We start from the raw sequence: 23,303 nt of genomic DNA, 5'->3' as shown, positions 1-23,303 counted from the left end.
CTGAACTCGAGCGAGTCAATGCGGTATTGCGTGATACGAGGGGGTATTTCGCTTCGGAGCGTCCGTCATCTGATCGGTGCGATGCCTGTCGGCCGGATCGCAGACTCACCCTGATCTGCCCCGCGCTTTTCCGCGATCAACGATGGAACTGGAGTTTGTCGGACCCGCTGCCTTCACTCACCAGCAGTGCTAGCCAGTCAGCACCCGCGCCTTGGACCCAGCCGACATATCGATCGATTTCCCGACCCGTTTCGCGGTCGTAGATGATCGTGGTCGGTCGGCCGGCGAATTCGCCGATTTGAATTCGGCCGCCCACGACAACTCGATCACCGACCAGAAACGTCGTACGTCGGCTCGGGTAGGGGTCGAAGCCAGGATCGGGTACCGACCACTTCTTCTTTCCGGTCTCGAGGTCCAGTAGTGACAAGGTGCCCTGGTCAGCGAATTCGCTGACCAGCAGCGATCGGTCGTCACCGTCGAGGGGAGTGCCGCGATCGGTGGCCGCCCAGACCGTGGAACCCGTTGCCAGATCGAACAGTTGAGGAGTTCCGTCGGCGGTGACGGCCGCAATCCTCGAGCCACTGCCGATCATTTGGCCGAGCTCCGACCCGCTCAGCCTCTTCTGGCAATCGTCGTTCTCCTTGCGTCGGCCACCGTGTACAGATGCCGACCACTGTCGCGTTCCGGTCGAGCCGCTGATTGCCTCCAGGGCAACTTCGCAGAGGTACTCATTCCTGTCGTGGTCAGTGCTGACGAGCAGTTCACCAACGCTGAAGGTGTACCAAGCATGACTGGCGCCGCGTCCGGGGAGAACGTCACCGGTGGCGGTCGCTACCGAAGCCCATGGCCTATCTGTGGGACCGGCGGTCGATGGTCCCACCCAGATAGGCAGGTACTCCGATTCCGGTGGAGCTTGCTGGTGCCAGGTTCCGATCACGTCGTGGCCGAGTGTGCCGCTCGCCGGGCGCGGCCACGACGCCTTTCCATCGCCGATATCGTGTCGCATCGTGGTGCACTGCACGTCGCGAGTACCCATCGCCGTGCAGTCGGTCCGGTACACCGCGTCACCATAGACGTTCAGGTAATTCGTACTCGCCTGCCACCTGGTGCGGCCGGTCGCCGCCTCGATCACTTCGAACAAGGTCGGGTCACTGGATGCGGCTCGACGCTCGGAGAGCACGACCAGCTCGCCGCTGATCCGATACTCGAATCCCGCTCCGCCGGTGACTTTCTGATCTCGGCGCCAACGCTCACGGCCGGAGGCACGGTCGACCGCGATGAACGAGGTCTCGCGGGGGGTGATGACCACGTCTCCCAGCACGGCGACCTCTGCTGCGCCGACATCGAATTCTATCGACCACGCGGCAGGCCGGTTCACCGTCGTGGTGGTCGTAGTAGGCGGCGATGATGATGATGTGGGGACGGGGCTGGGATAGTCCCGCTGCTCCGAGGCGCTCGCACATGCTGAAATGCTCAATGCCGCAACGACAACTCCAGCAGTAGCCAACCTGCGCAACTTCGCCCCCTGATACCTGCGTGCCGTGCCCTGTGCCATGGCCGAATCGAGAGTAAACATGCGGGTAGGCTTGGGTCAATTTTGCTAGTCCTCGGCCGCCTCGATGAGTCGGGTCCCCGCATTTTGCAGACAAGGCGATCAGCCCGATGGTGGACGTGCATTTCGAGACGCTGCGGGTAGGGTCAAAAGGGCCGTCGCGCAGTGCATAGATTAGAAGGCATGCCGCCCACCTTCAAGGCGCATCTGGCACCGGAATTGGCAGCGACCTAACATGGCATCGTGACCGTGCGCGGCCTGCTCTCGACGAATTTCTACATTCGAAATTCGCATAGACTCGACGGATTCGAGGATCGGTGCGATCCGAGAGATGTCGGCCGTATAACATGCAGCCGTAGGAATGTTCGTTGAGTACCTGCTGTGGTGTCCGAGGCGAGTTCCTCGGCGCTACATCTCGTCGATGATCTTGAATCCAAGCCGTCCGGCCACATTTAGACCGATCGCGTAGATAGCCATCAAAATTAAGGCCAGTAGCGGAACTCGGCGACCGGTTTCGCTCACAATGGATGCAATATACGCCACCCAGGGGAGGTAAAGAATGCAAATTGCAGCGGAACATATCGCGGTAAGTCGGTGCGCCTTATTTTCCCGAACCAGATCGCTCGGCGGCTCGCCTGGGGCTGAGTTGCTCGTGACACTTTTGAGAGTGTGCAATGCCCAGAAATGCTTTATAGACTTGGTTGCATAGGCGATCATGGCGAATAGTAGAAGCCAAAGCAGAAAGGATTCTTTATTGTCTAGAATAGTTCACCTTCTATGATTCGAGCGCGGAGATTTCGAGGCGCAAGCAAGGCGGCCGCAGTAATTGCACTTACTCGTCTTCTCCACCCTGATTTCTCAACACGATCACCCCGCCGACAACAGAGGCGATCACCGCATTTCTTGCCTTCGGTGACAATGCTGACCAGCCACCTCCGACAACAGCCCCGGAAACACACCCAAAAACGGCGTCCTCTACGTAGGCGGGCGGATCTCCACCGTTGGATACATCCTTGAGGATGTCAACTCCGGCACCTGCCAGAGCACCCTGGGTGCAGAGTACTACTTCATCGGTAGCGAATTTCTTGATGGCGTCGGTGTGGTCTTTCAGCTTCTTGACCAGGGTAGTGGTGAGGTCTTTGATGCTTTCTTTGGTTTTCGCAGTGGCACGCTCGACCGCGACGACTGTTCGTAGCTTTGCCGCTCTGACGGCGATCTTGATCAAGTCTGCAAACTTGTCGATGATTCTTGCGACGGCGACAGCCGTCTTGGCTGCCACCGCCGCTGCACCCACCCCGAAGCTGACAGCGGATGCGACGACGGTGAGCGCGAGGCTGACGGCAACTTCGACGGCGATTTCGTTGGCGAGGTCTTCGCATAATTGTCGCAGCTGGACCCGGAGATCATCATGGGCTTGCTTCTGATCGCGGCAGGCTTGCGCCAGTTCGCCATAAGCGGCCCCGAGATCACTTGCGGCTGTCTTGAGTTCGCGTAGATCTTCATCGATGAAGTTCGCATCCGGGGAGGTTACGTGACCGAACAGAGCGGCTGCTTGCTCGAGTTCGCCGGGTGCAAGGGTGACAGAGGCGTTGTTGGCCAGGTTGTGCCAGACATCGCCGGAGTGCGACAGCTTGGTCGTATCTCCGTCGGGAATCGGGATGCCGACTTTCGCTGCCAGGTCGAGGCCGTCGTCCACGAGTCCACGGCCAGGCCCTCCCGCCGAAGGGGGCACCAGCAGGTCGACGAGTTCCTGCGGCGAGAGGGTGAACGAGGGGGTCAGGTCGGGAGCATCGGGTTCCGGTTGCCCGCTGCTCGGGTCGTGATCGGCGAGGGCATGGTTGTAGCCAGCCTGTTTGAGGACTTGGGCGTATCCGTCGAGGGCGACCACCATGTCGATCGACATGCCGTAGATGTCTGTGCACTGCTGGTCGTAGGACTGAGCCCATTGCTTACCGTCGCCGACGCTACCGGCCATGTTGGTGGTGTCGCCGAAAGACCGCATCGCGGTTTTGAACGCCTCGAAGTACCCTGAGGATGCTTTCGCGCAGATGTCGGCCGCGTCGTAGTAGGTCTGCGCGGAGACATCGAGAACTGTCATGATTGGCTGCCTGTCGTACGGCCGAGCATCTGTAGATTCGTTGCTACGGCAGTGTTGTAGCGGTCTCGTGCGGCCAGAGCTGCGGTACGCATGGTGTCGATGCCCTCGGCGACATCCTGTGCGCCGGTGATCCACTTCGAGAACGCGGCGTTGGCGGCGTCGGCAGAGGTGCCGCTCCACGCGCCTTGTAGCCCGGTGGTGCGTTGCTGGATACCGGCGATGCTATCGGTAAGGAAACCAACGAAGCCCTTGAGTTGGGTAGAGATCTCGTCGAGGTCGTCCAGGTCCACCCTGTATGCGTCAGTCATGAATTCTTCCTCCCCGCAATGACTTACGGCAGATCCAGCGAGCTGGTGTTCGCAGCGCGCTGTGTGTCGAGATCGGTATGAGTATCGGCTACCACGCCTAAGAGCTCCGCCAAGGTTGCCAACGCTTCCAAAACGGTTTCCGCGCCCTTACGTGCTTCATCCCAGCCAGAGCGATACGAGGTAGCCGAGTTGCCGGTCCAGGACTGCAGCAGCTTGTTGACATCGGAGTCGATCGCGCGGAGACCGGTAGCGAGTTCCTGCGCCGTCAGCTGGACGTAGCGACCCGCATCGGTGACATCAGCTGGAGCGACATCGAATTGCCCATCCCACGATTGCGACAGAAAGCATCCCCCTTAGCGAACAACAATCGCGGCGAGCGTATCGGATCGACGCCTCCTCTGCTCGTTGGGGGCAGTTGCATCGAGATCTGACCTGGCGCTGCTGCCATGCTGTACATGGCGGAATTTCGGCTGTGTACCGGCACAGGTTGTTAGACGGGTCCGATGTCGAGGAAGCGCTGAACTGGTCGATAACGCCGCGGTCTGACACCTGAAGAATCGGGCATGGCTGGGGTACCCGCGACCCGGTTCCCGACAGTCTCGCTGTCCACCAACGTGTACAAGCCAGGCTGGCGTCAGCCTCGCGTGGGTGCCCGCCGACCGTGACCGAGCAGCCCCCGCACTCTTCAGACCGAGGATCATCAGCGACCATGACACGCCCCGACAGATCGGCCGCCCCCGATCACGGAAGCCCGCACACACCCCCGCCGCGGCAGCAGCTACCACGATTCCGAGAACGGCAAATTCGACACGACGATGCCCAACGAACCGCTTGAGACTAACCGCTTGAGCTTGGCGATCTTTTCGCCCACGGTCATCGGTAGCTGCTGACCTTCGCGGCGTCGATGAACAATCGGTTCTCGGACAACTGCTAACGCTTGAGTCGCCAGAACTGGCTCCTGTCAAGGTGTACCGGCGCGGGACGAATGCTTGCGCGAGGCACCGATGCGGAGGGGCGGACATCATGGGGGTCTCATACGGGCTGCGGCGCGTTAGGCGTCGGCGCAATCCCACCGGCACCATGCCGGTGGTCGAGCACCTCCGGGAACTGCGCTACCGGCTGCTGATCTCGGTCGCCGCGATCGGGCTGGCCACAGTCCTCGGGTTCCTCTGGTACGCCCACTCACTGTTCGGACTGCCCTCTCTCGGCGGCTTGCTGATCGGCCCCTACTGCGACCTGCCCGCCTCCTCACGACGGTCGGCCGCGTAACGGTCGGTCAGCGCCCTCGCGCCGCAACTGCGTGATCAGTCGAGCGGACGTGGTCGGCCGCAGCCCGGAGAACAACTCCACCATCACCGGGTAAGCTGCCGAGATCACCACCGGGGAGACGATACCTGTTGCTGCTCAACGACTTACGGGACATCCCTTAGCTACTACCGTGGCGATGCATCCGGTTCTCGTCGTGACAAAGGTCCGGACGAGTCCGTGGTGCACTGGACAGTGCGGCAAGCAGCTTTCGGCCACCTAGTGGGGGGCGCACCGAGAGTCTATTCGTCCCGCAGCGGCGTAACTGACTTCCTGGGATGCCCATCCGAGACGAGGATCTCGGCGGGCAGGTTGGCTGCGCCCGCGCTGGCACCGGCGGTCGAACTGTCGGCGGCGATGTTGAGCACGAGTGCGGTCGCGCTATTGACCGGGCACAAGACAGCCGCGATCGCGCCCAAGGTGCACCTTGTTGACTTGCGAACCGGACGTTCTTGGGTGAGCGCCCACGCTATGCGTGGTTCCTCGCGACTGCGATCTGTCCTGCATTGTCCAAACGTCGGCGTCGGTTCTCGGTGCAAGCGCGGCGACTGGGTCTTGCTGGTGAACAGATCGCCGATCGCTGGCACACTTGAACAGTGCAGGGAAGGACAAACTTACGAGTCATTGAGATGACGCAGCGGTGGCTGGTTGTCGAGCAACTCGGCGAGGGAAGCATCGGAGTCGTGTACGGCGCGATCAACGCTGAGACCGGCGAACCTGCAGCGATCAAGGAGGTCATGCTTATCCCCGGTGCCGAGCGCGAGTTGTTAGCGCGTTTCCCCGCACAGGCGCGCAACGTCATACCAGTCGTTGAACATGTCGAGCGATCGGGCAGCTTGTTGATGCGGATGCCGCGCGCAGAGTGCAGCTTGCGAGCACATTTGCGCGATGGTCGCGCGGTGATGTCGACCAGCCAAGCGTCGGCGCTATTGGTCGACCTGGTAAGTGGGGTCGGCGAACTCGGTGATCTGTTGCACCGCGATATCAAGCCGGAGAACGTACTTCGCTATCGCGATCGGTGGTGCTTGTCCGACTTCGGGATCGCACGAATCGTCGGTGCAAGCACGGCTACCTATACGTGGAAGCGTGCGGCGCTCAACGCCTATGCCGCACCCGAGCGATGGTACGACGCCGAATTCACCCGAGCTGGCGACATCTACTCCGTCGGCGTGATCTTGTACGAGGCAGTCAGCGGGACTCGGCCGTTTCCAGGGCCATCCATCGCCGAATTCAATATCCAGCACACCCGTTGGCCGGTGCCACCGTTGCCCACAACGGTCGATCCCGGGCTCGCCGCGCTTGTCGAGCAGATGCTCGACAAAGATCCTTTGCGCCGCCCGGGCGGCGATGCCATCCTTGCCGGAGTTGGCGAACTGAGAGGCGACGAGAACCATCGGAGATGGTGAAAATTGCGGACGGGCGGTGGGTCGGAGTATGTGTGTCTTACGAACCATCACGACATGCCAAATATATTGGATCACAACCTATTTCCTGTCCGGGAGAGGAATGCGGCACTTGGGTGCGTGGCTGGTTGTGTGAGCGAGCCCGGCTGAGCTGACTTAGAATGAGGGACGCTCGAGTCCGCATCGGTCTCGGACGTCAGCTGCGAGACAAGGTGGCGTGGCGATGGGATGCGGTCCCCGCGTTTCTCTCCGCGAGTTGGGCGCCGATGATTGCAAGAGATGCAAGGGTCTTGAGGAGGAATCAGGGTGGCGTTCCCTGCTGGCGCGATCGTAGGTGGCCATCGCATCATTCGACCGCTCGGGTCGGGCGGCGCCGGAATGGTGTATCTTGCCCACCACCCACGGCTGCCGCGGGAGGTTGCTCTCAAGGTGCTGCACGACTTCCATGCCGAACAACCCAAGACGCGCAAGGCATTTGCCCGCGAAGCTCAACTGATGTCGCAGCTCAGCCACGTCAACATCGTTGACATCTACGATTGCAGCCGCGCTGAGGCCGAGCATGTATGGCTGTCGATGCGCTACGTCGGCGGCGGAGACTTGGCCAGCGTGATCGCCAAGCAGCCCGGCGGTCTTGATCCTGACCGTGCGATTCGGCTTGTCGCCGATGTGGCGGATGCTCTCGACCATGCCCACGACAGGCAGATCATGCATCAAGACGTCAAACCAGCCAACATCCTCCTCGACGGAAACCGCGCGATCCTGACCGACTTCGGTATCGCCCATGCTCTTGATGCCACGATCACAGCCTCCCGCATTGCCGCGTCGTGGGCGTACACCGCACCGGAACGGTTCGGCCGCGAGCCGTTGACCGGACGCGCCGACATGTATTCCCTAGCCGCCACGCTGTTTGAACTGCTCACCGGGGAACAGCCCTACCCGGTTAGAGACACCGCGGCCGCAATCGCGGCGCACCTCAACGCCGAACGCCCAAGGATCAGCGCACGCCGACCAGACCTTCCGGGCCATCTCGACCATGTGTTTATCACCGCGTTGGCCAGGGACCCTGCCGACCGATACTCCAATTGCGCTGAGTTCGCCGCAGAAGCCCTACGCGCGATCACACAAACCGCCGCGGTTCCCACGCCGACACCGGCCCCACCACCGAGCCCTGCCGAACACGCAACATCCATCCCCAACACTGCTGAACCAGCGCCCGAAAATGACGGGTCGCTGCGAGAAGGTCCCACTCAACGCGATGAACTACATCTACGCAGATTGTCGATCGATGGCGACACAGATGCGATGAACGAGTTGGGCGAGCTCCTCCGATCACGAGGTCGGAGCGCACAGGCACTCTTTCAGCGCGCAGCGGACCTTGGCGATGCCACTGCGATGAACAATCTCGGCATTGAGATGCGCGAGCAGGGCGATATGCTCGCAGCACAGAAATGGTTTCAGCGAGGTGCCGACAAGGGCCACGCTGGCGCGCGAAGCAACCTCGCTGCCCTGCGCGCCGACAATGGCGCCAGCGAAGCCCCCGCCGACGAGGACGAGGGGCTTAGCTTTGACAGTGAAGTCGAGGCGACGGTCATCACCGCAGACCCGCACGGTATTGCCGTGCGCTGCGACGTGGGAATTGAGGGATACATCCCTTCGTGGGAAATCGATGCAACGCGTCACGGTGACTATCAGCGATTCATTCCGGGCACCGCCGTGACGGGACGTCTGCTGACCCTGGACGATGACAGGCAGACCGCCAGGCTTTCGTTGCGCCGACACGCTGGCGAGCAGAAATGGCCCAAAATGGTTGCCAAACAACAGAATCGGGCGCTAGTTCAGGGGCGAGTGCTGTACCACAGCAACAACGGGGTCCATCTAGCTATTGATGAGCATCTGCGCGGATTCATTCCATGGGCACACTCGCAACTGCACAACACCGATGCCACACCTGCGGTCGGCACGACAGTCTCTGCGCGGCTGCGTAAGCTCGACCATCGACGCCACGCTGTGGTGCTGACCCGCCGACACATCTTCGATGCCGAGCCTGTGCGACACCGCAGCTACGGAAATCAAGAAGCCGACTACGCGGCCGAGGCGCGGCGAGCCGGGACGATCTTGCTTGCGCGCGCTGGCGAAAATGCGGCACCGACCGGATTGGGTAGCGGAACCGGCGCATTCGTGTCATTCGACGAGCTCTGTGACTGGTTGCCGATTCTGACCGAACCCGAGCTCCGGTCCCTGACCAAGCTGCTCGACCGAATCGGAACGACCCGTGCCCCTGCAGGGAAGGTCGACCTAGAGGAGATGCTGGTTCGACTCGAACGCGCTCGACGTAAACTTGCCCAGCTTCCAGTGGTCCTGAAGACGGCCGATGGCCGCGCCACGGGATAGATCCGGATGGGGGTCGGACGATGCTCGAACCCCACCCGAGCCGTGGGTGCGCAGGTCGTGGCATCTAGCCAGGTCCCACGCCAATCTGCCGACCCCTCTAGGGTCGACTTGTCCGACCACCTGGGTCGGCGTGGTTAACGGTACTGCTCGACAAGGTCATTTGCCAGAGCGACGCCCGTCGCGACGAGAGACTTCGCTTCATACGCGCGGATCGCGAGCGTCGCCCACAGTGAGCCGAGCGAATGACGATATTCGACGGTTGATCCGATTGGCTCCGGTGTGGGATGGAATAGGGAACCTGACGCTGGTGTATGTCGACCATGGCTTGGCCCCGTTAGACGCCCACCTCCCAAACATTGCTCGCTGAAGACGCAGTTACCGCCGCCCGCGAGCACTAAAACCGTGCCTCGTTCCAAGTCGGTCACATACACATTCGGGTCTGCTGCACGAAGTTATTCTCCGCGTGAGCGGGTAGCTACCCACCGCATTGATGGTTCCGGTGCCGCGGAGGATCGCGGAGCGATCTAGAACCGCCCCACAGAAACCCCACACTTTTGATCGGAATCAACGCGAATCAATGGGAATCGTTGGGAAAAGTCCTTTTACGAAAATGCCTGGTGCTGAGCACTATTGGGCACTGATGGGTAGTGTCTGGACAACTGGAACCCCCGCCAGGTGGTCGCAGGTTCAAATCCTGTCAGCCCGACAGTGAAAACCCCCTCTGACCTCGGTCGGAGGGGGTTTTCTTGTGTCCCGGGATTTGACGTGGTTTGGCCAGATCCCACAGAAACCCCACGTTTTTGAATCTGAACGACTGTCCAGTGTCTCGTGGTGCCGCTTGATCGGGGTCGCCGGAGAGGCGGTCGATGTGGTCGGTCGGACGTGGCTGTCGCGGGCCTGTTCGACATCTACACCGACAGTTTCAACGCGATCTGGCAAACCGGCCGACCGGTGAAAAGCTGAGCCGATGGCGCGTACCGAATACTACGACGACCCAGCCGCACCGGAGCCGAACAGCCTTGTGGTCGCGGCGTCCGCAGTGGTGTGCGACGATGTCGGCCGCATCCTGCTGCAACGCCGAACCGACAGCGGTCTATGGGCGTTGCCTGGCGGCGGGATGGAAATGACCGACAGTCTGCCCGGCTGCGCGGTGCGAGAGGTCAAGGAAGAGACGGGACTCGACATCGAAATCGCCGGTCTCGTCGGAACTTACACCGATCCGCGTCACGTGATCGTCCACAGCGACGGTGGGGTCCGGCGCCAGTTCAACGTGTGCTTTCTGGCTCGCATCATTAGCGGGCGACCTCGCCATCTCCGATGAGGCCCACAGAGCTGCGGTTCGTAGCCCCCTCCGAGCTGGATAGCCGCGACATGCACCACACGCAGCGGCTCAGGCTGACCCACTACCTCGAGGGGGGAAGCGCGGCATCTCTCGGCTGACGATTCGGCGACGACCGCGTTTCGGCGATGTGACGGTTCGGCTGCGCGGCGAGCTCGTGGTGGGACCCGCGGAGCGATACTCTGCAGTCGTGGGCGATGACGCTGGGGTTGTTCGGCGGGCGGGTCGTGACGTTCCGGCCCGGTATCTTGCCCTATCCGGTCGTTCAGGCGGTGATGGGTGTCTGGCTGCTCGCGACGCTGAACCATGTCGAGCACGCGGCCTGCTGCGACGGCGATTGCCGAACGGTCGTTGGGCGCGCTGCTCGCCAGCTGATAGCTGGAACTCCGACCGCCTTGTCACTATATCTACCCGCCTGAGGTGCCGGGATAGTCGGTCGGTTGGAGGCACGTGAGCACCGAACAGCACACCGTCGAGCGGCTTTTCGCCGAGCGCCCGGGTGCGCTGCGACTGTTTCACAGTCTCGCGCCGCGGATCGAGGGGCTCGGCGATATCACGATGGTGATCACCAAATCCCAGGTGTCCTTTGCCGCCGACCGGAAGTTCGCGTGGTTGTGGCCGGTCCTGCGGTCGAAGAGCAGTGTGCAGGATCTGCTCATGCTGACCCTCGACACCCGCGGTCCACTGTCGGATCCGCTGATCGGCAGTGTCGAGGAGACCTACCCGGGCAAGTGGACTCACCAGATCAAGGTGACCGATGATGCGGTGGTCGATCGGATCGTGACCGCGGGCTGGCTCGACGCGGCCTTGGACTTCGGCATCAAACCGCCGCGCTGACTACCCACGACAGGGCGAGCGACGGCAGTCAGCGCATGCCCGCGTCGTCGGTTCGAGTTGGCTCGGGCCACATCTCCGTGGACACCGAGACCTATCTCATCGACGACGCTCCCACCGCTTACGAGCATCTTCGCCAGGGAGAGGTGCGGGGCCGCGCCGTGATTCTGCCCCGAGCCTGACAACTCGCCTCGCTTTCTCGGAGGGCTCTGACTGTGGTCCGAGAGGACCGAAAGGCATCATTCGTGGCAGCACTGAAGAAGTACCCGGACGAGTAGTAGGCGCGGGCAGTGCGGCTGTATCGGAAGTCGGACCCGAAGCCGACAATCCGCACGCTGGGCGCCTAGCTCGGGTGCATCACGAGGCGTTGGGTTGTGGATCCGCCAGGCAGAGGCCGATGCCGGCGAACGTGTTGACATGTCGACGACCGACATGTTGGCCGAGAACCGGGCTTCGAAGAAGCGGGTCGCGGAGCTGGAGCGAGTGAACTCCGTATTTCGTGATGTGAGTGCGTATTTCGCCTCGGAGCTCGGCCAGGCCCGGTGGTGGCGGCGTGGATCCTGGCCCGTGAGCTGGGCGCCCATCCCGAATTCGTGCAGACCGCGGGAGGCCGGATCCGCACGTGGAACGACGACGGCGTTGTCTGGATCCGTGGACTGCTGGCCTCGACACCGCCGTGGTGGCACGGACGCCTCGACAACGCTCAACAAGTCGAAGCGCTGCCAGGGGCCGGCGTCGCCCCGAGCAAGACGCCACCCAGCTGTGGGCCTGGCAGGACGACCCAGCCACTGTGGTGCGGGCACGAGTCTTCGCCGCCCGGTACGAGGTGGTCGAGGGCCCCGTCAGCTTTGAGTCGCGGCCTTGGGGTAACTGCGCCCGGGCAGATCGCTGTTTTGCGCCGTGCTGCAAAGGGGGTGGGGGAACAGCCTGTGATGCTCACAGCGTGGACGAGCGCGGACGTCCTGTACTCGTCGAGCTCAGGGCGTCCGCAATGGATGGTCGACCATTCCCGCAAGTTCGACCCAAGCTTGCTTGGTTGACGTTTTCACGTCACCCACACACATCGGTGTGGTCACCAGCGCGCGCATTGGGCCACGTTGTGGTCCTCGCTCTCATCACGGGCTTCGAAGAGTGCGGTCACACATGGACCGTGGCGGGTGTGATCGACAGCGTGTCACTGATATCGGTGGTCGGGTCGCCGTCGACCAAGAGTAGGTCGGCTTGCAGCCCGGCTGCGATCGCGCCGCGATCGCCGAGGCCGAAGTGCTTGGCCGGTAGCGATGTTGCCGCACGCAACGCCTCGATCGGGGTCAGACCGGCGCGGACCAGCAAACCGAGTTCGCCGTGCACGCTGACACCGTGGGCGGTACCGAATATCCCCACGCTCGCTGCGTCGGTGCCCATCAGGATCGGCACGGCCCACCCGTTGCCGCCATCACCAACTCGCCCGCCGCCGCCACTGATTTCCGGCTGGTGCCCCGGCAAGGGAACCGCCGGTGATCGGCCAGCCGATTTCAGCGGAATCATCGGTCATCGGAGCGGATCGAAATATCCCGCACCGATCGCGTGACCTTCTCCGGTGACTTCACCGATGATTCGGCAGGGTCGATCGGATCGGCGGCACCGAGGGCCGAAGCTTCTTCATCATCGAGCGCAGCGTAACCCTCGTTGATCTCGCGCCGCGCGCGTCTGCTGTCCTTGATTCGAGCGAACTGTACCGCTGCTTCGAACAACACGGTCAATGCGGCGGCGAGCACGAGCATCGAGATCGGATCCTGCGGGGTTGCCACTGCGGCGAAGACGAACAGACCGAAGATGATTCCGCGTCGCCACGCCTTCAGTTGCTTGTAGGTGAGCACCCCGATAGCGTTCAATCCGACGATGATTACCGGCGTTTCAAAACTGACTCCGAAGATGATCAGCAACTGGATGATGAAGCTGAAATATTCCGAACCGCTCAAAGCCGTGATCTGTGCGTTGTTTCCGATCTCGAGCAAGAAACTCAGAGCACGGGCGACGACGAGGTACGCCAGCACCGCGCCCATAGCGAACAACACGGAGCCAGCAGCGACGAATCCGACCGCATACTTACGCTCCTTCGAATGCATGCCCGGCGTGATGAACATCCACAACTGGTACAGCCACATCGGCGCGGCGAGCACCACCCCTGCGGTGAATCCAACTTTCAGGCGGAGCATAAATTGTTCGAACGGACCGGTCGCGAGTAGCCGACAGGATCCGTCCGGGGTCAGCGTTGCCCGTGCAGACGGATCGAGTGAGCAATACGGTCCGAGCAGCACATCACCCAGGCTCTGGAGTCCGAGGACCGAATACGCATACCAATAGACCCCGAACGCCGTCGTGACCAGGATCGCGGCTACCGAGATCAACAGTCGAGTGCGCAACTCCTGCAGGTGTTGAACGATCGACATGGTGCCGTCTGGATTCGCCCGACGTGCGCTGCGGCCGCGATGGAATAGATTTCGCATGATATGTCAGACCTCAAAGGTGTCACCCGGCGGGCGATATCGCGGTACCGAAGTGAGCGCCGGCTCACTTCGGTACCGGAACGACGCTCAGTGCGATTTGGACAGGAACACTCGTTCGCTGCCCGCGGGTGCCGACGACTGGGTCGGCGGCAACACTTTCGCGGTTTGCTGAGCTGGGGTGTCGTGAGTGGAACTGTCTGTCTCGGACTGCATCTGGCTGACCTCGCTTTTGAAGATGCGTAGCGAACGCCCCAGGCCACGAGCCGCGTCCGGCATCCGCTTGGCACCGAAGAACAGTAGGAAGACCGCTGCGACGATCGCCCAATGCCACACGCTGAACTGACCCATGATTGCCTCCGTAACTTGCAGGGTTCGGGCCCGGAATCAATTTGATTCCGGCCCGAGATTCGTATGCTCCCGGCGCGCAGGTAAGTCGACCCCTCGGGTGACCACGCCCAAGGCTCCGCGCGAGTCGGCGACGCCACGGCCAGTGCTCCTGCAGCCCCCAACGCCCGCCACCTCGAAGGCATCTCGCCCACTGAGTTTGTCCATATTATGTTCCTCCTCGAGACTGAAATGCATCTCGAGATGTACTGAAACCGATTGCGTGACTGCGTATCTCAATAGGAACACACGGTGGCCCGAGTCTGCTATAAAAGGAGGATGTGACTCCACACAGAGGCCACTGTGACGAAGGAGCAACCGCGCCAGGAGGAAAATTGTGCTGCCGACCGGATCGAGGACCTCGGAACAGACGTCTCTTCTCGAACGCGCGTACCTCGAGGCGGTCGACGATATTGCCGATGTAGACGAAATCCGCACACGACTCCTGGATTCTGCCTACGAACAGTTTTGCCGGATGGGTATCCAACGTTCCACGATGGAGGACGTGGCCAGGCGGGCCCATCTCTCGCGTATCACGGTTTACCGACGGTTCGCCACAAAGGACGTACTGGTCGAGCAGGTGCTATTGCGGGAGTACAGGCGATATTTCAGCCAGTTTCTTCTCGATATCGAGCACGCGGAGACAGTCGCTGATCGGCTCGTACTCGGGTTCGTGAGCTCGCTACGCGCCATTCGGCATAACCCCCTCATCGATGGCATGCTCGCCGTCGAGCCAGACCGACTTGCGAGCTCGATGATCGGTGACGGAGGTCGAAACATCGCCGCAGTCCAGAAATTCGTCGCCGGTCAGCTTCGTCGTGAGCAAGCTGTCGGCAATGTTCACAGCCGAGTAGACGCCGATCTGGTAGCCGACCTGATGGTCAGGGTCTGCGCCTCCTTCGTGGCGATCCCCAGCCATGTCGTCGACCTCGACAACGATGCTCAACTTGCCACGATCGCTCGACAATTTCTCGTTCCGATGCTGAATCCAGTGACCTCCGGGGACTGATCGACCGGCAGGGCCACGTCCAGATGATCGCCTTCTGCTCACGGAGATACGGGGCAGGAACCCGCCGTCACGAACCCGCAGTAGCCCCTGAATATTATCCGCATGGACCAGTGGATCATGCGGAGGTGGCGGAGAGGCCGTTTCCCGCGTCCGCAGCAGCGCGACCGTGTCAGCGTGGGCCACTACCTGCGATCGGTTCCCATCAACTTTCAGCGACGGGAACCACCACGTAGACTCTCTCACCAGAAAGGCGCTCCTCCAACTGCTGATTCAACGTTAGACAAGCCGAATCATCCCAGTTCAGAGCGCCTTTCGCCATTCGAGGACAACAACAGCTCAATTGGCGTGCCTGGGTGAGGCTAGCTGTGAGGCGTCGTCGTCGCGGGTGCTGCCGTAGTGGGCGGTGTCGTAGTCGTCGTAACGTATGGGGTGGTGGTGACGGGCGGTGTGCCGGTGATCGACGGGTTGTTGGTGGTGGGGATCGGGAGCTCCAGTTTGAGACCGCCGCTATTGAGGTACAACAGCGCGGCTACCTTGATGAACTCGGTCAATTGGAAGTAGATCGCGTCGACACCAGGGACGATCTTGCCGAGTTGGTAGAGCTGGACGAACGGCCCCCACAACGTCGCGAAGATGCCGTCCCAGATCCCGTCGGTCTTCAGATTGAGCCATTTGGCGACCTGGTCACCGAGCACGAACTTGGTGAACGAGGCGAGCATCGGCTTGGTGATAAAACTGGTAGCAGCGAGTACCGGCCCGATGGTGAGAAGGTGGTCGGCGATCTTGGTGCCCTCGGGCGTGGGGCCAAGAACCGGGTCCAGCACCTGCTTGGACTGAGCGTTCGCGGAGTCCCACGTCGCGGGGATGTACTGGTCCTGTACGCCGAGCAGGTGCGCGGTCACCTGCCACGAGTGCAGCAAGCCGGCCGACTGGGCGTCGGTTATGGGTACCTTCCAGGCCTTCAGCTTCTGCATGATGGTGGTCGGTAGGCTGTGCCAGGTGACCAGGATGTCGTTCTGACTGATCGGAATCTTGGGAGACTCGGTTGCCACCTGCAGCCACGGCGCCGATGTGGGCAGCAGGTGCCGCACCGCCGCGTGCACCATGCGCGTCTTGACGCAGGTCACGATCAGATTACCGTTGGGTCCGAACGGCTGCTGGGCCATGAGGTCGTAGCCGAGCTTGGCGGTCTTGGCGATGCGATCCTGGAGATCAGCGCCGCCCTTGGAGTAGTACACGGCGCGTGACTCGTGCGGGATCACGGTCGCCAACAGGCCGGCCCCGAACCCGTAAGCGGTGCCGATGAACGGCCCCTGCTTGGAGTTGAAGTCGTCCGCCGCAGTCAGTTTCGACTGATCGGTCCAGGCCGGCAGCTGGCGCGCCTGCTCGATGAAGGCGGTCAGATTCGGGGGCAGGCCCGACGGCGTGGGCTGGTTGTTGGTGGTCCAGGTAGCCAGGATCTTGTTGATCGCGGGCACCTGGCCGCTCTCGAGTATCTCGGCTATGACCTGGTCGGCTGCTGGATCCCACACGGTCATCGGATCGACCCCGTCGCCGGAGCCGGCGATCGAGCCGCTGGCCGACCAGCTCCACGCCTGCGCTCGTGGCGGGGCGGTGAACAACGACAGGGACAGCGCCCCAATCCCCGCCAGCAACCCGCCGGCCTTCAATGCGTCACGTCTGTTCAGGTTGTCCATCGACTCACGTCCTCAGTAATTGCAGTGACAGCCGCTGCAGTGATACGCAGAGGCAAGTGCCATATCTTTTTATCATCGGGCGAGAGCGGATCAGGCCAACGTCATGAGTACTCTGGGTCAATTCACAGTGCCCCCAACTAATTTCGGTGTGCATCGTGCGAGACCATCCCGTCTGTTCTAGTGCCGCGTCAGAACTTCCTGAAAATAGCCCCATGCCAGCATCTTTGAGGTCTATATTGGGTTGGATGCATGAAACATGCACTAGGTGAAAGGGTCGGGATGGATCAGGACGGTCGGGCTGGTTGACGAGTGGATGACGGAACTGGTAGCCGCAAAAAAGTTGGCAGAGGGCATTATTCGCTTCTGCCAGAGTGGTGGCGAAGGCATTGACAATCAGATTCGACGAGACAGTGCAGCCTCTCGTCCTGGACGATGCTTTCGAAGGCAAAAGTATAGAGCACAAACCACTGGAAATACGTGTCGTAAAACTTCTCGGGCTCAAGGGGTAAATGCATCACCAGGCTGCATCCGCCCCGCGCTGTGTTGGAAAACGCATTGGTAAAGGATCGTTGTCCAACAAGGCGTATCCCATTTCTCGTACACCTTGCCGGCTCGTCCGGCGGCACCTATGGGTCACCGCGAGTCCACGCGATGCTGGGTCGGCGCGGTATCTCGGTCGGCTGTAAACGGGTCGAGCGGTTGATTCCGGGCGCGTTCCTGCGCAGGAAGTGGCGACTCGGTTCGACCCGGCAGAATCTGCGGGCAACGCCGGCGCCGGACCTGGTGAACCGTGACTTCTCTGTCGGCGAGCCGGGCTGATTGTGGGTGGCCGACGCCACCCGCATCGTATGCGGAGAAGGTGTGTTCTGGCTGGCCGCCGTGCGGGGCGCGTTCTCGAACTCCGATCGTGGGTCGACCTGCACGGCTATCCGCTTCGCTAATCGGTTGACAGACGACGGGATCGCTCAATCGATGGGTTCAGTCGGCGACAGTAGAGACAACGCCCTCATGGAGAACTTCTTCTCCACTTCGAAGACCGAACTTGTGTATCGAAAAAGTTGGCGCACAAGGGAAGACGCCGAGAACGCGCTCTTCGCCTACATCGATGGCTGGTACAACGCCCAGCCTGTCGAGAAGAGGCTGGGTTGGTTATCGCCAGACGAGTACGAAGCCAGATACCATGGCCGGTTCCAGCCGGAACCAGATAATTCGCTCTCCGGCTCAGCGAGGGAACCTCACACCGGTTACGCAAGAAAGACGGGGCCCGATCTGATCGGATCGGGCCCCGCGTCGGTGGGTGACTATTTCTTGGTGACGATCGGATCGGGCGCGAACACCGCGCCGGCGCTCTTGTTGCGGGCGCGCAACCGTTTCTCCAGGCTGGTCGCCAGGAAGCTCAGGGCCATGTTGAGCGAGATCATGATCAACGCGACAACGATCAGGGCCGAGATCGTGTTCTGGAGCGCGGCGCCTTCCTGCTGACCGGAGCGCACGAGTTCCACGTAGGTGATCTGGTAGCCGAGCGCGGTGTCTTTGAGCACGACCACCATCTGTGACACGAGCGCGGGCAGCATCACGGTGACGGCCTGGGGGAGCAGGATCAGCCGCATCAGCTGGTTCTTGCGCAACCCGAGCGCCGCAGCCGCCTCGGTCTGTCCCTTGGGCAGCGACTTGATTCCGGCGCGCACGATTTCGGCGATGACCGCCGAGTTGTAGATGATCAGCGCGATCACCACAGCGGCCAGGGCAAGCTGTTCGGACGGGAACAGGTTGTAGTCGCCGAAAACTGCGAACAGGAAGATCATCAGGATCAATACGGGAATCGCCCGGGCCAGCTCGACGGCAGTGCCCGCGGCCGCGCGCACCGAGCGGTGATCCGATAGGCGAAGCACGCCGAAGATCATGCCGAAGACCACCGATCCGACAATCGAGATCGCCGCCGCCGTCAGCGTGCCATGCAAACCGGGCAGCAGGTAGGTCTCCCACACATCGGAGTCGAGGAAGGGCCGCCATTTCGCCGCTGTGAACTGGCCCTTCTCGGCGAACGCCGAGTAGAGCGACCAGCCGGCGGCGAGCAGGGCGAGCACAACGGCCACCGAGTACGCGTGGTGGCGCAGCCGCGTGCGTGGGCCCGGCGCGTCGAACAGGACCGATGCGGTGCTCATCGAACCACCTCGTATCGGTTGGCGAGCCAGCCGAACAACAGGCCGGTCGGCAGGGTCAGCACAATGAAGCCGAGGCCGAAGATCGCGCCGACGGCCAGGACGGCTGCCTCGTTCTCGTTCATCGAACTCATCAGCAACGCCGCCTCGCCGACGCCGACAACCGAGGCGACCGTCGAGTTCTTGGTGAGCGCGATCAGCACACTACCGAGCGGAGCGATAACCGCGCGGAAGGCCTGCGGGAGCACGATCAACCGCAGGTTCTGCGCGAACCCGAAGCCGAGGGAACGACCCGCCTCGGACTGGCCGAGCGCGACGGTGTTGATGCCCGCGCGAAGTGATTCGCAGACGAACGCCGCGGTGTAGACACTCAGGCCGACGATCGCCCAGCGAAAATTGTTCTCGCGCAACGAATCACCGGCCAGCTTCCAGCCGAGCGTGGTGTAGAGGCCCAGTGAGGTGAACACGATGATCAGGGTGAGCGGGGTATTGCGGAAGATGGCGACGTACGCCGTGCCGACCCAGCGCGCTACCGGAATCGGGGATACGCACATGCCGGCGACGACGGTCCCGATGACGAGAGCGCCGATCGCGGAGAAGACGGTGAGTTGGATGGTTACTCCGAACGCGGTGAGGAATTCGGAGTGATATCTCGAGATCAGGTCGAACACGGACGCGCGTCCTCCGATCGGTACTAGTAGCGGTCGATGGTCGGCGGGGCGGGCACGGCGAAGCCGGTACCGGCGAAGTTCTTCTCCTGCGCGGCCTTCCACGACCCGTCGGTGATCATCGACGCGATGGCGTCGTTGACCTTGGTCCGCAGATCGGTCTGGCCCTTCTTCACCCCGATGCCGTACTTCTCGGTGGTGAACGGCTTGTTCACCAGCTTGAACGTGCCGGGCGATTGGGCGGCGTAACCGGCGAGGATCACGTTGTCGGTGGTGACCGCGTCGATCGCGCCGCTTCGCATCGCCTCGATGCACAGCGAGTAGGTGTCGTAGGTCTGCAGCTGGGCCTGGGGGTAGTTCTTCTCGATGTTCTGGGCGGGGGTGGAGCCCTTCACCGAGCAGACCTTCTTGCCCGCGAGGGAGTCGGGGCCGGCGATCGTGGTGTTGTCGGCCTTGACCAGCAGGTCCTGACCGGCCAGGTAGTACGGGCCGGCGAAGTCGACCTTGTCCTTGCGCTTGTCGTTGATCGAGTAGGTGGCGACGACGAGGTCGACCTGGCCGTTCTCGATCAGGGTCTCGCGCTGCGCCGACGGCGATTCCTTGAAGGTGAGGTTCTCGGGTTTCACGCCGAGCTTGTCGGCGACGTACTTGGCGACGTCGACATCGAAGCCGGTGTAGGTGCCGTCGGTGTTGCGCAGGCCGAGGCCGGGTTGGTCGAACTTGATGCCGATGGTGAGTTTGCCGTCCTCGGCGTTGTCCAGGGCCGACTTGTTGTCACCGCCGCCGCAGGCCGCGGTGACGGTTGCCGCCAATGCCAGTGCCGTGGCGCCGATGCCGATGCGCATCGCACGATTGATCCTCATGGGGTTCCTCAGCTCTTCGGGACAGGGTGTTTCAGTGGGTGAGAATCTTGGCGAGGAAGTCCCTCGCGCGTTCGGAAGTCGGTGCGGTGAAGAAGGTTTCGGGTGCGGTGTCCTCGATGATCTCGCCGTCGGCCATGAACAGCACGCGATCGCCCGCTCGGCGCGCGAAGCCCATCTCGTGGGTGACCACGAGCATGGTCATGCCCTCTTTGGCGAGGGAGACCATCACGTCGAGGACCTCGTTGACCATCTCGGGGTCGAGCGCGGAGGTCGGCTCGTCGAACAGCATCACCTTGGGGTCCATCGCCAGCGAGCGGGCGATCGCGACGCGCTGTTGTTGGCCGCCGGAGAGTTGAGCCGGGTATTTGTCGGCCTGGTTGGCGATGCCGACGCGCTCGAGCAGTGCGAGGGCCTGTGTGCGGGCCTCGTCCTTCCTCTTTCCCCGCACCTTGGTGGGGGCGAGCATGACGTTCTCGAGGATGGTCTTGTGCGCGAACAGGTTGAACGACTGGAACACCATGCCCACCTCGGCGCGCAGGGCGGCCAGTGCTTTGCCCTCGTCGGGCAGGGTGACGCCGTCGATGGCGATGTCGCCGGAGTCGATCGGTTCGAGGCGATTTATGGTGCGGCACAGGGTCGATTTCCCCGAACCCGAGGGGCCGAGAACGATCACGACCTGCCCACGGGGCACGTCGAGGTGGATATCGCGCAGGACGTGGAGTTCACCGAAGTGTTTGTCCACGTTGCGCATCGAGATCATCGGCACAGCGGCGGATGCGGGAGCGGCATCGTCGGTCATGCCGAGAAAGATAGTTCCGATCCGTCAAAAAGCTTCTCGGGCAACGGCATTCATATGCAACTGCGCCAAGAAGACAACTGCCGGTAACCCGACGCCTGCTGTTAACCTCGCGTCCCTCCCGATGTTAACCACGGTAAACCGGCTGCTAGCGGGCGTACCAGCCGTCGTCCCAGAGGTCGAGTAGCCGTTCGAAATAGGTTTCGTACTGGGGTGCGACGGCATCGGTGGAGAACTTGCCTATCGCGTACTCGCGGATCGCGCGGTAGTCGAGTTTGTCCACTGTTTCCGCGGCCGTACAGAATTCGCGCAGGGTGCGGCAGCGGAAACCCTGTACCCCCTGCTGCACGGTTTCGGTGAATACGCCCCAGTCGGTGGTGATGACGGGCGTACCGCACAGCATGGCTTCGGCGTGCACGCCACCGAAGGGTTCCAGATACAGCGTGGGCACGAAAACCGCGCGGGCGCGGCTCATGAGCTCGCCACGTCGGACGCTGTCGACGACGCCGACGTACTCGACACAATCGGCGGTCGGCACCTCGCCCGCGCTCGCGCCGGCGACAATGAGCTTCACGCCGAGGCGCGTGCAGGTGTCGATCGCGACCTGAATGCCCTTGGCCTCGATCAGCCGGCCGATGAAAAGGAAGTAGTCGTCTTTGTCGGCCGAGTACGGAAACTCCTCCACCGCGTAGTAATTCGGGATCACCGCGTCATAGAACTCGCCTCGGGCGCTCATCACGTCGGACACAGTGGTCCGCGCGCCGTAGACCGAATGCATCCACGCGTAGCTCTCGAACACTCGATACTTGGCGAATACGCCGCTGTAGCCGATACCGAATTCGACCGTCATGAGTTCGGGCAGGGTGTCGGCGATGGCCTGCTGGCAGCAGCCGCCGAGCACGCCGATGAAGTCGCGTTCCCGCTTTCGCTCGGCGATCTCGCTGATCGCGCGCGCGTTCGCGACGCGCCAATGGTGATCGTGCGGGTCCCAGGTGAGATTGCTGATCTCCTTGGTCGGGTCGTTGCCGCCGAACCACTCGGCCTGCTCGGCCTTGGTTACCAGCGGCACGAACTCCGCGCAGAGCGCGTCGTTCTCCTCGCCGCCGTAGAGGATGACGTCGTGGCCGTGCTCGGTCATCATGGTGGCGAACCGGCGCGCCTTCTGGGTGTACGCGCAGGGCTGATAGGCGATGGTTGTCTGCGTGTGGGGCAGGCTGACGACATGAAAACGCATGGGACGCTCGCAGAAAGTAGTAGTGGAATCAGCGGTCGATGATCGGGCGGATCGAGAGCGGGTCCTCGCCGATCGCCTCATCGAGGTGTTCGGTGCTGTCGAGATAGGCGGCGCGTTTGCGCTCTTGCTGCTGTTGCTGACCCTGGCCGCCCATGCCACCACCCATGCCGCCGCCCATCGGGTAACCGCCCATGCCCATCGGCATGCCCGCGTTGGTCATGCCAGTGCCCGTCGCGATGCCGGCGCGGGTCTGTTCGGTGGAGGTGGTGACGGGACTCGCTCGGGGGAAGAGCTTGTCGTCGACGCCGCCGCCGATGCCGCTCGGTAGACCACCTCCGCCTCCACCGCTTCCGAGACCAGCGGGTCTGATGTCATCGAGGGCGCCCGACGCGCCGAGCTGATCGAGCAGGCCGAGTGGGCCGCTCGCGCCGGAGGCGCCCGACGCGCCGGAGGAACCTGACCCGCCGGTGAGTTGGCTGAGCATGTTCGACAGGGTGGAAAGGGGCCCGGTCGCGCCGTTGGGGGTTGTCGTGTCGAGGCTGGAGGTCTCGGCGGTCGGATCGATGCGTTCGGTGGTTTTCGGTGTGCTGCCCTCGGACAGGTTCGGGTTGATCGCGGATTTGTTCGTCGGCTGCGTACTGCTCGGTCCACCGCTCGGCACGCTTCTATTGCTGCCGCTGTTGCCGCCGCCTGATCCTTGGCCGCCGCCGCCGGAACCTGATCCGTTGGAGCCGGAGCCGCCTTCACCGCTGCCGCCGCTGCTGCCGCCCG

At 62.3% G+C, this 23,303-nt stretch carries 22 protein-coding genes and 3 pseudogenes; 9 read left to right on the top strand and 16 right to left on the bottom strand.

Annotated features, from left to right (window positions below; translation table 11 throughout):
• Positions 1 to 136 precede the first annotated feature (136 nt).
• The 5 genes from NS1_RS27260 to NS1_RS42510 form a co-directional block, all read right to left on the bottom strand.
• On the bottom strand, positions 137 to 1,378 hold the full coding sequence (locus tag NS1_RS27260; protein ID WP_062989000.1) for an outer membrane protein assembly factor BamB family protein: 1,242 nt from the start codon (positions 1,376 to 1,378) through the stop codon (positions 137 to 139).
• Between the two features lie 582 nt (positions 1,379 to 1,960).
• Complete coding sequence (locus NS1_RS40290) at positions 1,961 to 2,269, bottom strand: hypothetical protein (RefSeq protein WP_157125399.1); 309 nt, start codon at positions 2,267 to 2,269, stop codon at positions 1,961 to 1,963.
• Between the two features lie 115 nt (positions 2,270 to 2,384).
• Positions 2,385 to 3,650: a hypothetical protein gene (locus NS1_RS27255; protein ID WP_062988998.1), complete on the bottom strand. Its 1,266-nt coding sequence runs from the start codon at positions 3,648 to 3,650 to the stop codon at positions 2,385 to 2,387.
• Positions 3,647 to 3,958, bottom strand: a complete 312-nt coding sequence (locus tag NS1_RS27250; RefSeq protein WP_084504481.1) for a WXG100 family type VII secretion target — start codon at positions 3,956 to 3,958, stop codon at positions 3,647 to 3,649. Before NS1_RS27250 ends, NS1_RS27255 begins: the two co-directional genes overlap by 4 nt.
• 23 nt (positions 3,959 to 3,981) lie before the next feature.
• Positions 3,982 to 4,299 (bottom strand): WXG100 family type VII secretion target, encoded by a 318-nt coding sequence (locus NS1_RS42510; protein ID WP_084504479.1) that lies wholly within the window; start codon positions 4,297 to 4,299, stop codon positions 3,982 to 3,984.
• Positions 4,300 to 4,981: 682 nt separating this feature from the next.
• Here NS1_RS42510 and NS1_RS27245 point away from each other — a divergent pair.
• Complete coding sequence (locus NS1_RS27245) at positions 4,982 to 5,227, top strand: hypothetical protein (RefSeq protein ID WP_174562685.1); 246 nt, start codon at positions 4,982 to 4,984, stop codon at positions 5,225 to 5,227.
• A 278-nt stretch (positions 5,228 to 5,505) separates the two neighbouring features.
• On the opposite strand, the gene NS1_RS40285 is transcribed toward NS1_RS27245, so the two are convergent.
• On the bottom strand, positions 5,506 to 5,682 hold the full coding sequence (locus NS1_RS40285; protein ID WP_157125398.1) for a hypothetical protein: 177 nt from the start codon (positions 5,680 to 5,682) through the stop codon (positions 5,506 to 5,508).
• 210 nt (positions 5,683 to 5,892) lie between these two features.
• On the opposite strand from NS1_RS40285, the gene NS1_RS27240 reads away from it, so the two are divergent.
• The 5 genes from NS1_RS27240 (at position 5,893) to NS1_RS27220 (ending at position 11,233) form a co-directional block, all read left to right on the top strand.
• Positions 5,893 to 6,669 (top strand): serine/threonine-protein kinase, encoded by a 777-nt coding sequence (locus NS1_RS27240; RefSeq protein ID WP_062988992.1) that lies wholly within the window; start codon positions 5,893 to 5,895, stop codon positions 6,667 to 6,669.
• A 303-nt stretch (positions 6,670 to 6,972) separates the two neighbouring features.
• Complete coding sequence (locus NS1_RS27235; protein WP_255284713.1) at positions 6,973 to 9,057, top strand: protein kinase domain-containing protein; 2,085 nt, start codon at positions 6,973 to 6,975, stop codon at positions 9,055 to 9,057.
• A gap of 967 nt (positions 9,058 to 10,024) precedes the next feature.
• On the top strand, positions 10,025 to 10,378 hold the full coding sequence (locus NS1_RS27230; RefSeq protein WP_255284712.1) for an NUDIX hydrolase: 354 nt from the start codon (positions 10,025 to 10,027) through the stop codon (positions 10,376 to 10,378).
• Between the two features lie 215 nt (positions 10,379 to 10,593).
• Entirely contained in the window at positions 10,594 to 10,815 is a 222-nt protein-coding gene (locus tag NS1_RS27225) for a hypothetical protein (protein ID WP_062988988.1), read from the top strand.
• A 31-nt stretch (positions 10,816 to 10,846) separates the two neighbouring features.
• Positions 10,847 to 11,233 carry a DUF5655 domain-containing protein gene (locus tag NS1_RS27220; protein ID WP_062988986.1) on the top strand — a complete coding sequence of 129 codons (387 nt, stop codon included), beginning with the start codon at positions 10,847 to 10,849 and terminating at the stop codon, positions 11,231 to 11,233.
• A 1,134-nt stretch (positions 11,234 to 12,367) separates the two neighbouring features.
• Here NS1_RS27220 and NS1_RS27215 read toward each other — a convergent pair.
• The 3 genes and pseudogenes from NS1_RS27215 to tatA form a co-directional block, all read right to left on the bottom strand.
• Positions 12,368 to 12,646: pseudogene (locus NS1_RS27215) on the bottom strand (amidohydrolase family protein); the annotation flags it as partial.
• A gap of 107 nt (positions 12,647 to 12,753) precedes the next feature.
• Positions 12,754 to 13,719 carry a twin-arginine translocase subunit TatC gene (gene tatC / locus NS1_RS27210; RefSeq protein ID WP_063816277.1) on the bottom strand — a complete coding sequence of 322 codons (966 nt, stop codon included), beginning with the start codon at positions 13,717 to 13,719 and terminating at the stop codon, positions 12,754 to 12,756.
• Between the two features lie 87 nt (positions 13,720 to 13,806).
• Complete coding sequence (gene tatA / locus NS1_RS27205) at positions 13,807 to 14,067, bottom strand: Sec-independent protein translocase subunit TatA (RefSeq protein ID WP_056820584.1); 261 nt, start codon at positions 14,065 to 14,067, stop codon at positions 13,807 to 13,809.
• Between the two features lie 373 nt (positions 14,068 to 14,440).
• Here tatA and NS1_RS27200 point away from each other — a divergent pair, with 373 nt between their 5' ends.
• Positions 14,441 to 15,112 carry a TetR/AcrR family transcriptional regulator gene (locus NS1_RS27200; protein ID WP_062988982.1) on the top strand — a complete coding sequence of 224 codons (672 nt, stop codon included), beginning with the start codon at positions 14,441 to 14,443 and terminating at the stop codon, positions 15,110 to 15,112.
• A gap of 359 nt (positions 15,113 to 15,471) precedes the next feature.
• Here the strand turns inward: NS1_RS27200 and NS1_RS27195 are convergent, their stop codons facing one another.
• A complete protein-coding gene (locus NS1_RS27195; protein ID WP_084504477.1) occupies positions 15,472 to 16,809 on the bottom strand; it encodes an oxygenase MpaB family protein in 1,338 nt (445 codons plus the stop codon).
• Between the two features lie 540 nt (positions 16,810 to 17,349).
• On the opposite strand from NS1_RS27195, the gene NS1_RS42505 reads away from it, so the two are divergent.
• Positions 17,350 to 17,628, top strand: coding sequence for an IS3 family transposase (locus NS1_RS42505; protein WP_373864368.1), 279 nt, complete (start codon positions 17,350 to 17,352; stop codon positions 17,626 to 17,628).
• Positions 17,629 to 17,634: 6 nt separating this feature from the next.
• Positions 17,635 to 17,970, top strand: a pseudogene (locus NS1_RS42500) (transposase); the annotation flags it as partial.
• 140 nt (positions 17,971 to 18,110) lie between these two features.
• Here the strand turns inward: NS1_RS42500 and NS1_RS27190 are convergent.
• The 6 genes and pseudogenes from NS1_RS27190 to NS1_RS40975 form a co-directional block, all read right to left on the bottom strand.
• The gene (locus tag NS1_RS27190; protein WP_062988980.1) at positions 18,111 to 18,974 is read right to left on the bottom strand and encodes an amino acid ABC transporter permease; all 864 of its coding nucleotides are present in this window, start codon (positions 18,972 to 18,974) and stop codon (positions 18,111 to 18,113) included.
• Positions 18,971 to 19,642, bottom strand: coding sequence for an amino acid ABC transporter permease (locus tag NS1_RS27185; protein ID WP_056817883.1), 672 nt, complete (start codon positions 19,640 to 19,642; stop codon positions 18,971 to 18,973). The genes NS1_RS27190 and NS1_RS27185 overlap by 4 nt, the downstream gene beginning before the upstream one ends.
• Before the next feature lie 23 nt (positions 19,643 to 19,665).
• Entirely contained in the window at positions 19,666 to 20,502 is an 837-nt protein-coding gene (locus tag NS1_RS27180) for a glutamate ABC transporter substrate-binding protein (protein WP_062988978.1), read from the bottom strand.
• A 31-nt stretch (positions 20,503 to 20,533) separates the two neighbouring features.
• Entirely contained in the window at positions 20,534 to 21,262 is a 729-nt protein-coding gene (locus NS1_RS27175) for an amino acid ABC transporter ATP-binding protein (protein ID WP_157125413.1), read from the bottom strand.
• 184 nt (positions 21,263 to 21,446) lie between these two features.
• A complete protein-coding gene (locus NS1_RS27170; protein ID WP_056817886.1) occupies positions 21,447 to 22,532 on the bottom strand; it encodes a glycosyltransferase in 1,086 nt (361 codons plus the stop codon).
• 28 nt (positions 22,533 to 22,560) lie between these two features.
• Positions 22,561 to 23,303: pseudogene (locus NS1_RS40975) on the bottom strand (hypothetical protein); the annotation flags it as partial.

The organism is Nocardia salmonicida NBRC 13393, assembly GCF_001613085.1.
Taxonomy (GTDB): Bacteria; Actinomycetota; Actinomycetes; order Mycobacteriales; family Mycobacteriaceae; genus Nocardia; species Nocardia salmonicida.
This window is presented reverse-complemented; position numbering and strand designations above follow the sequence as displayed.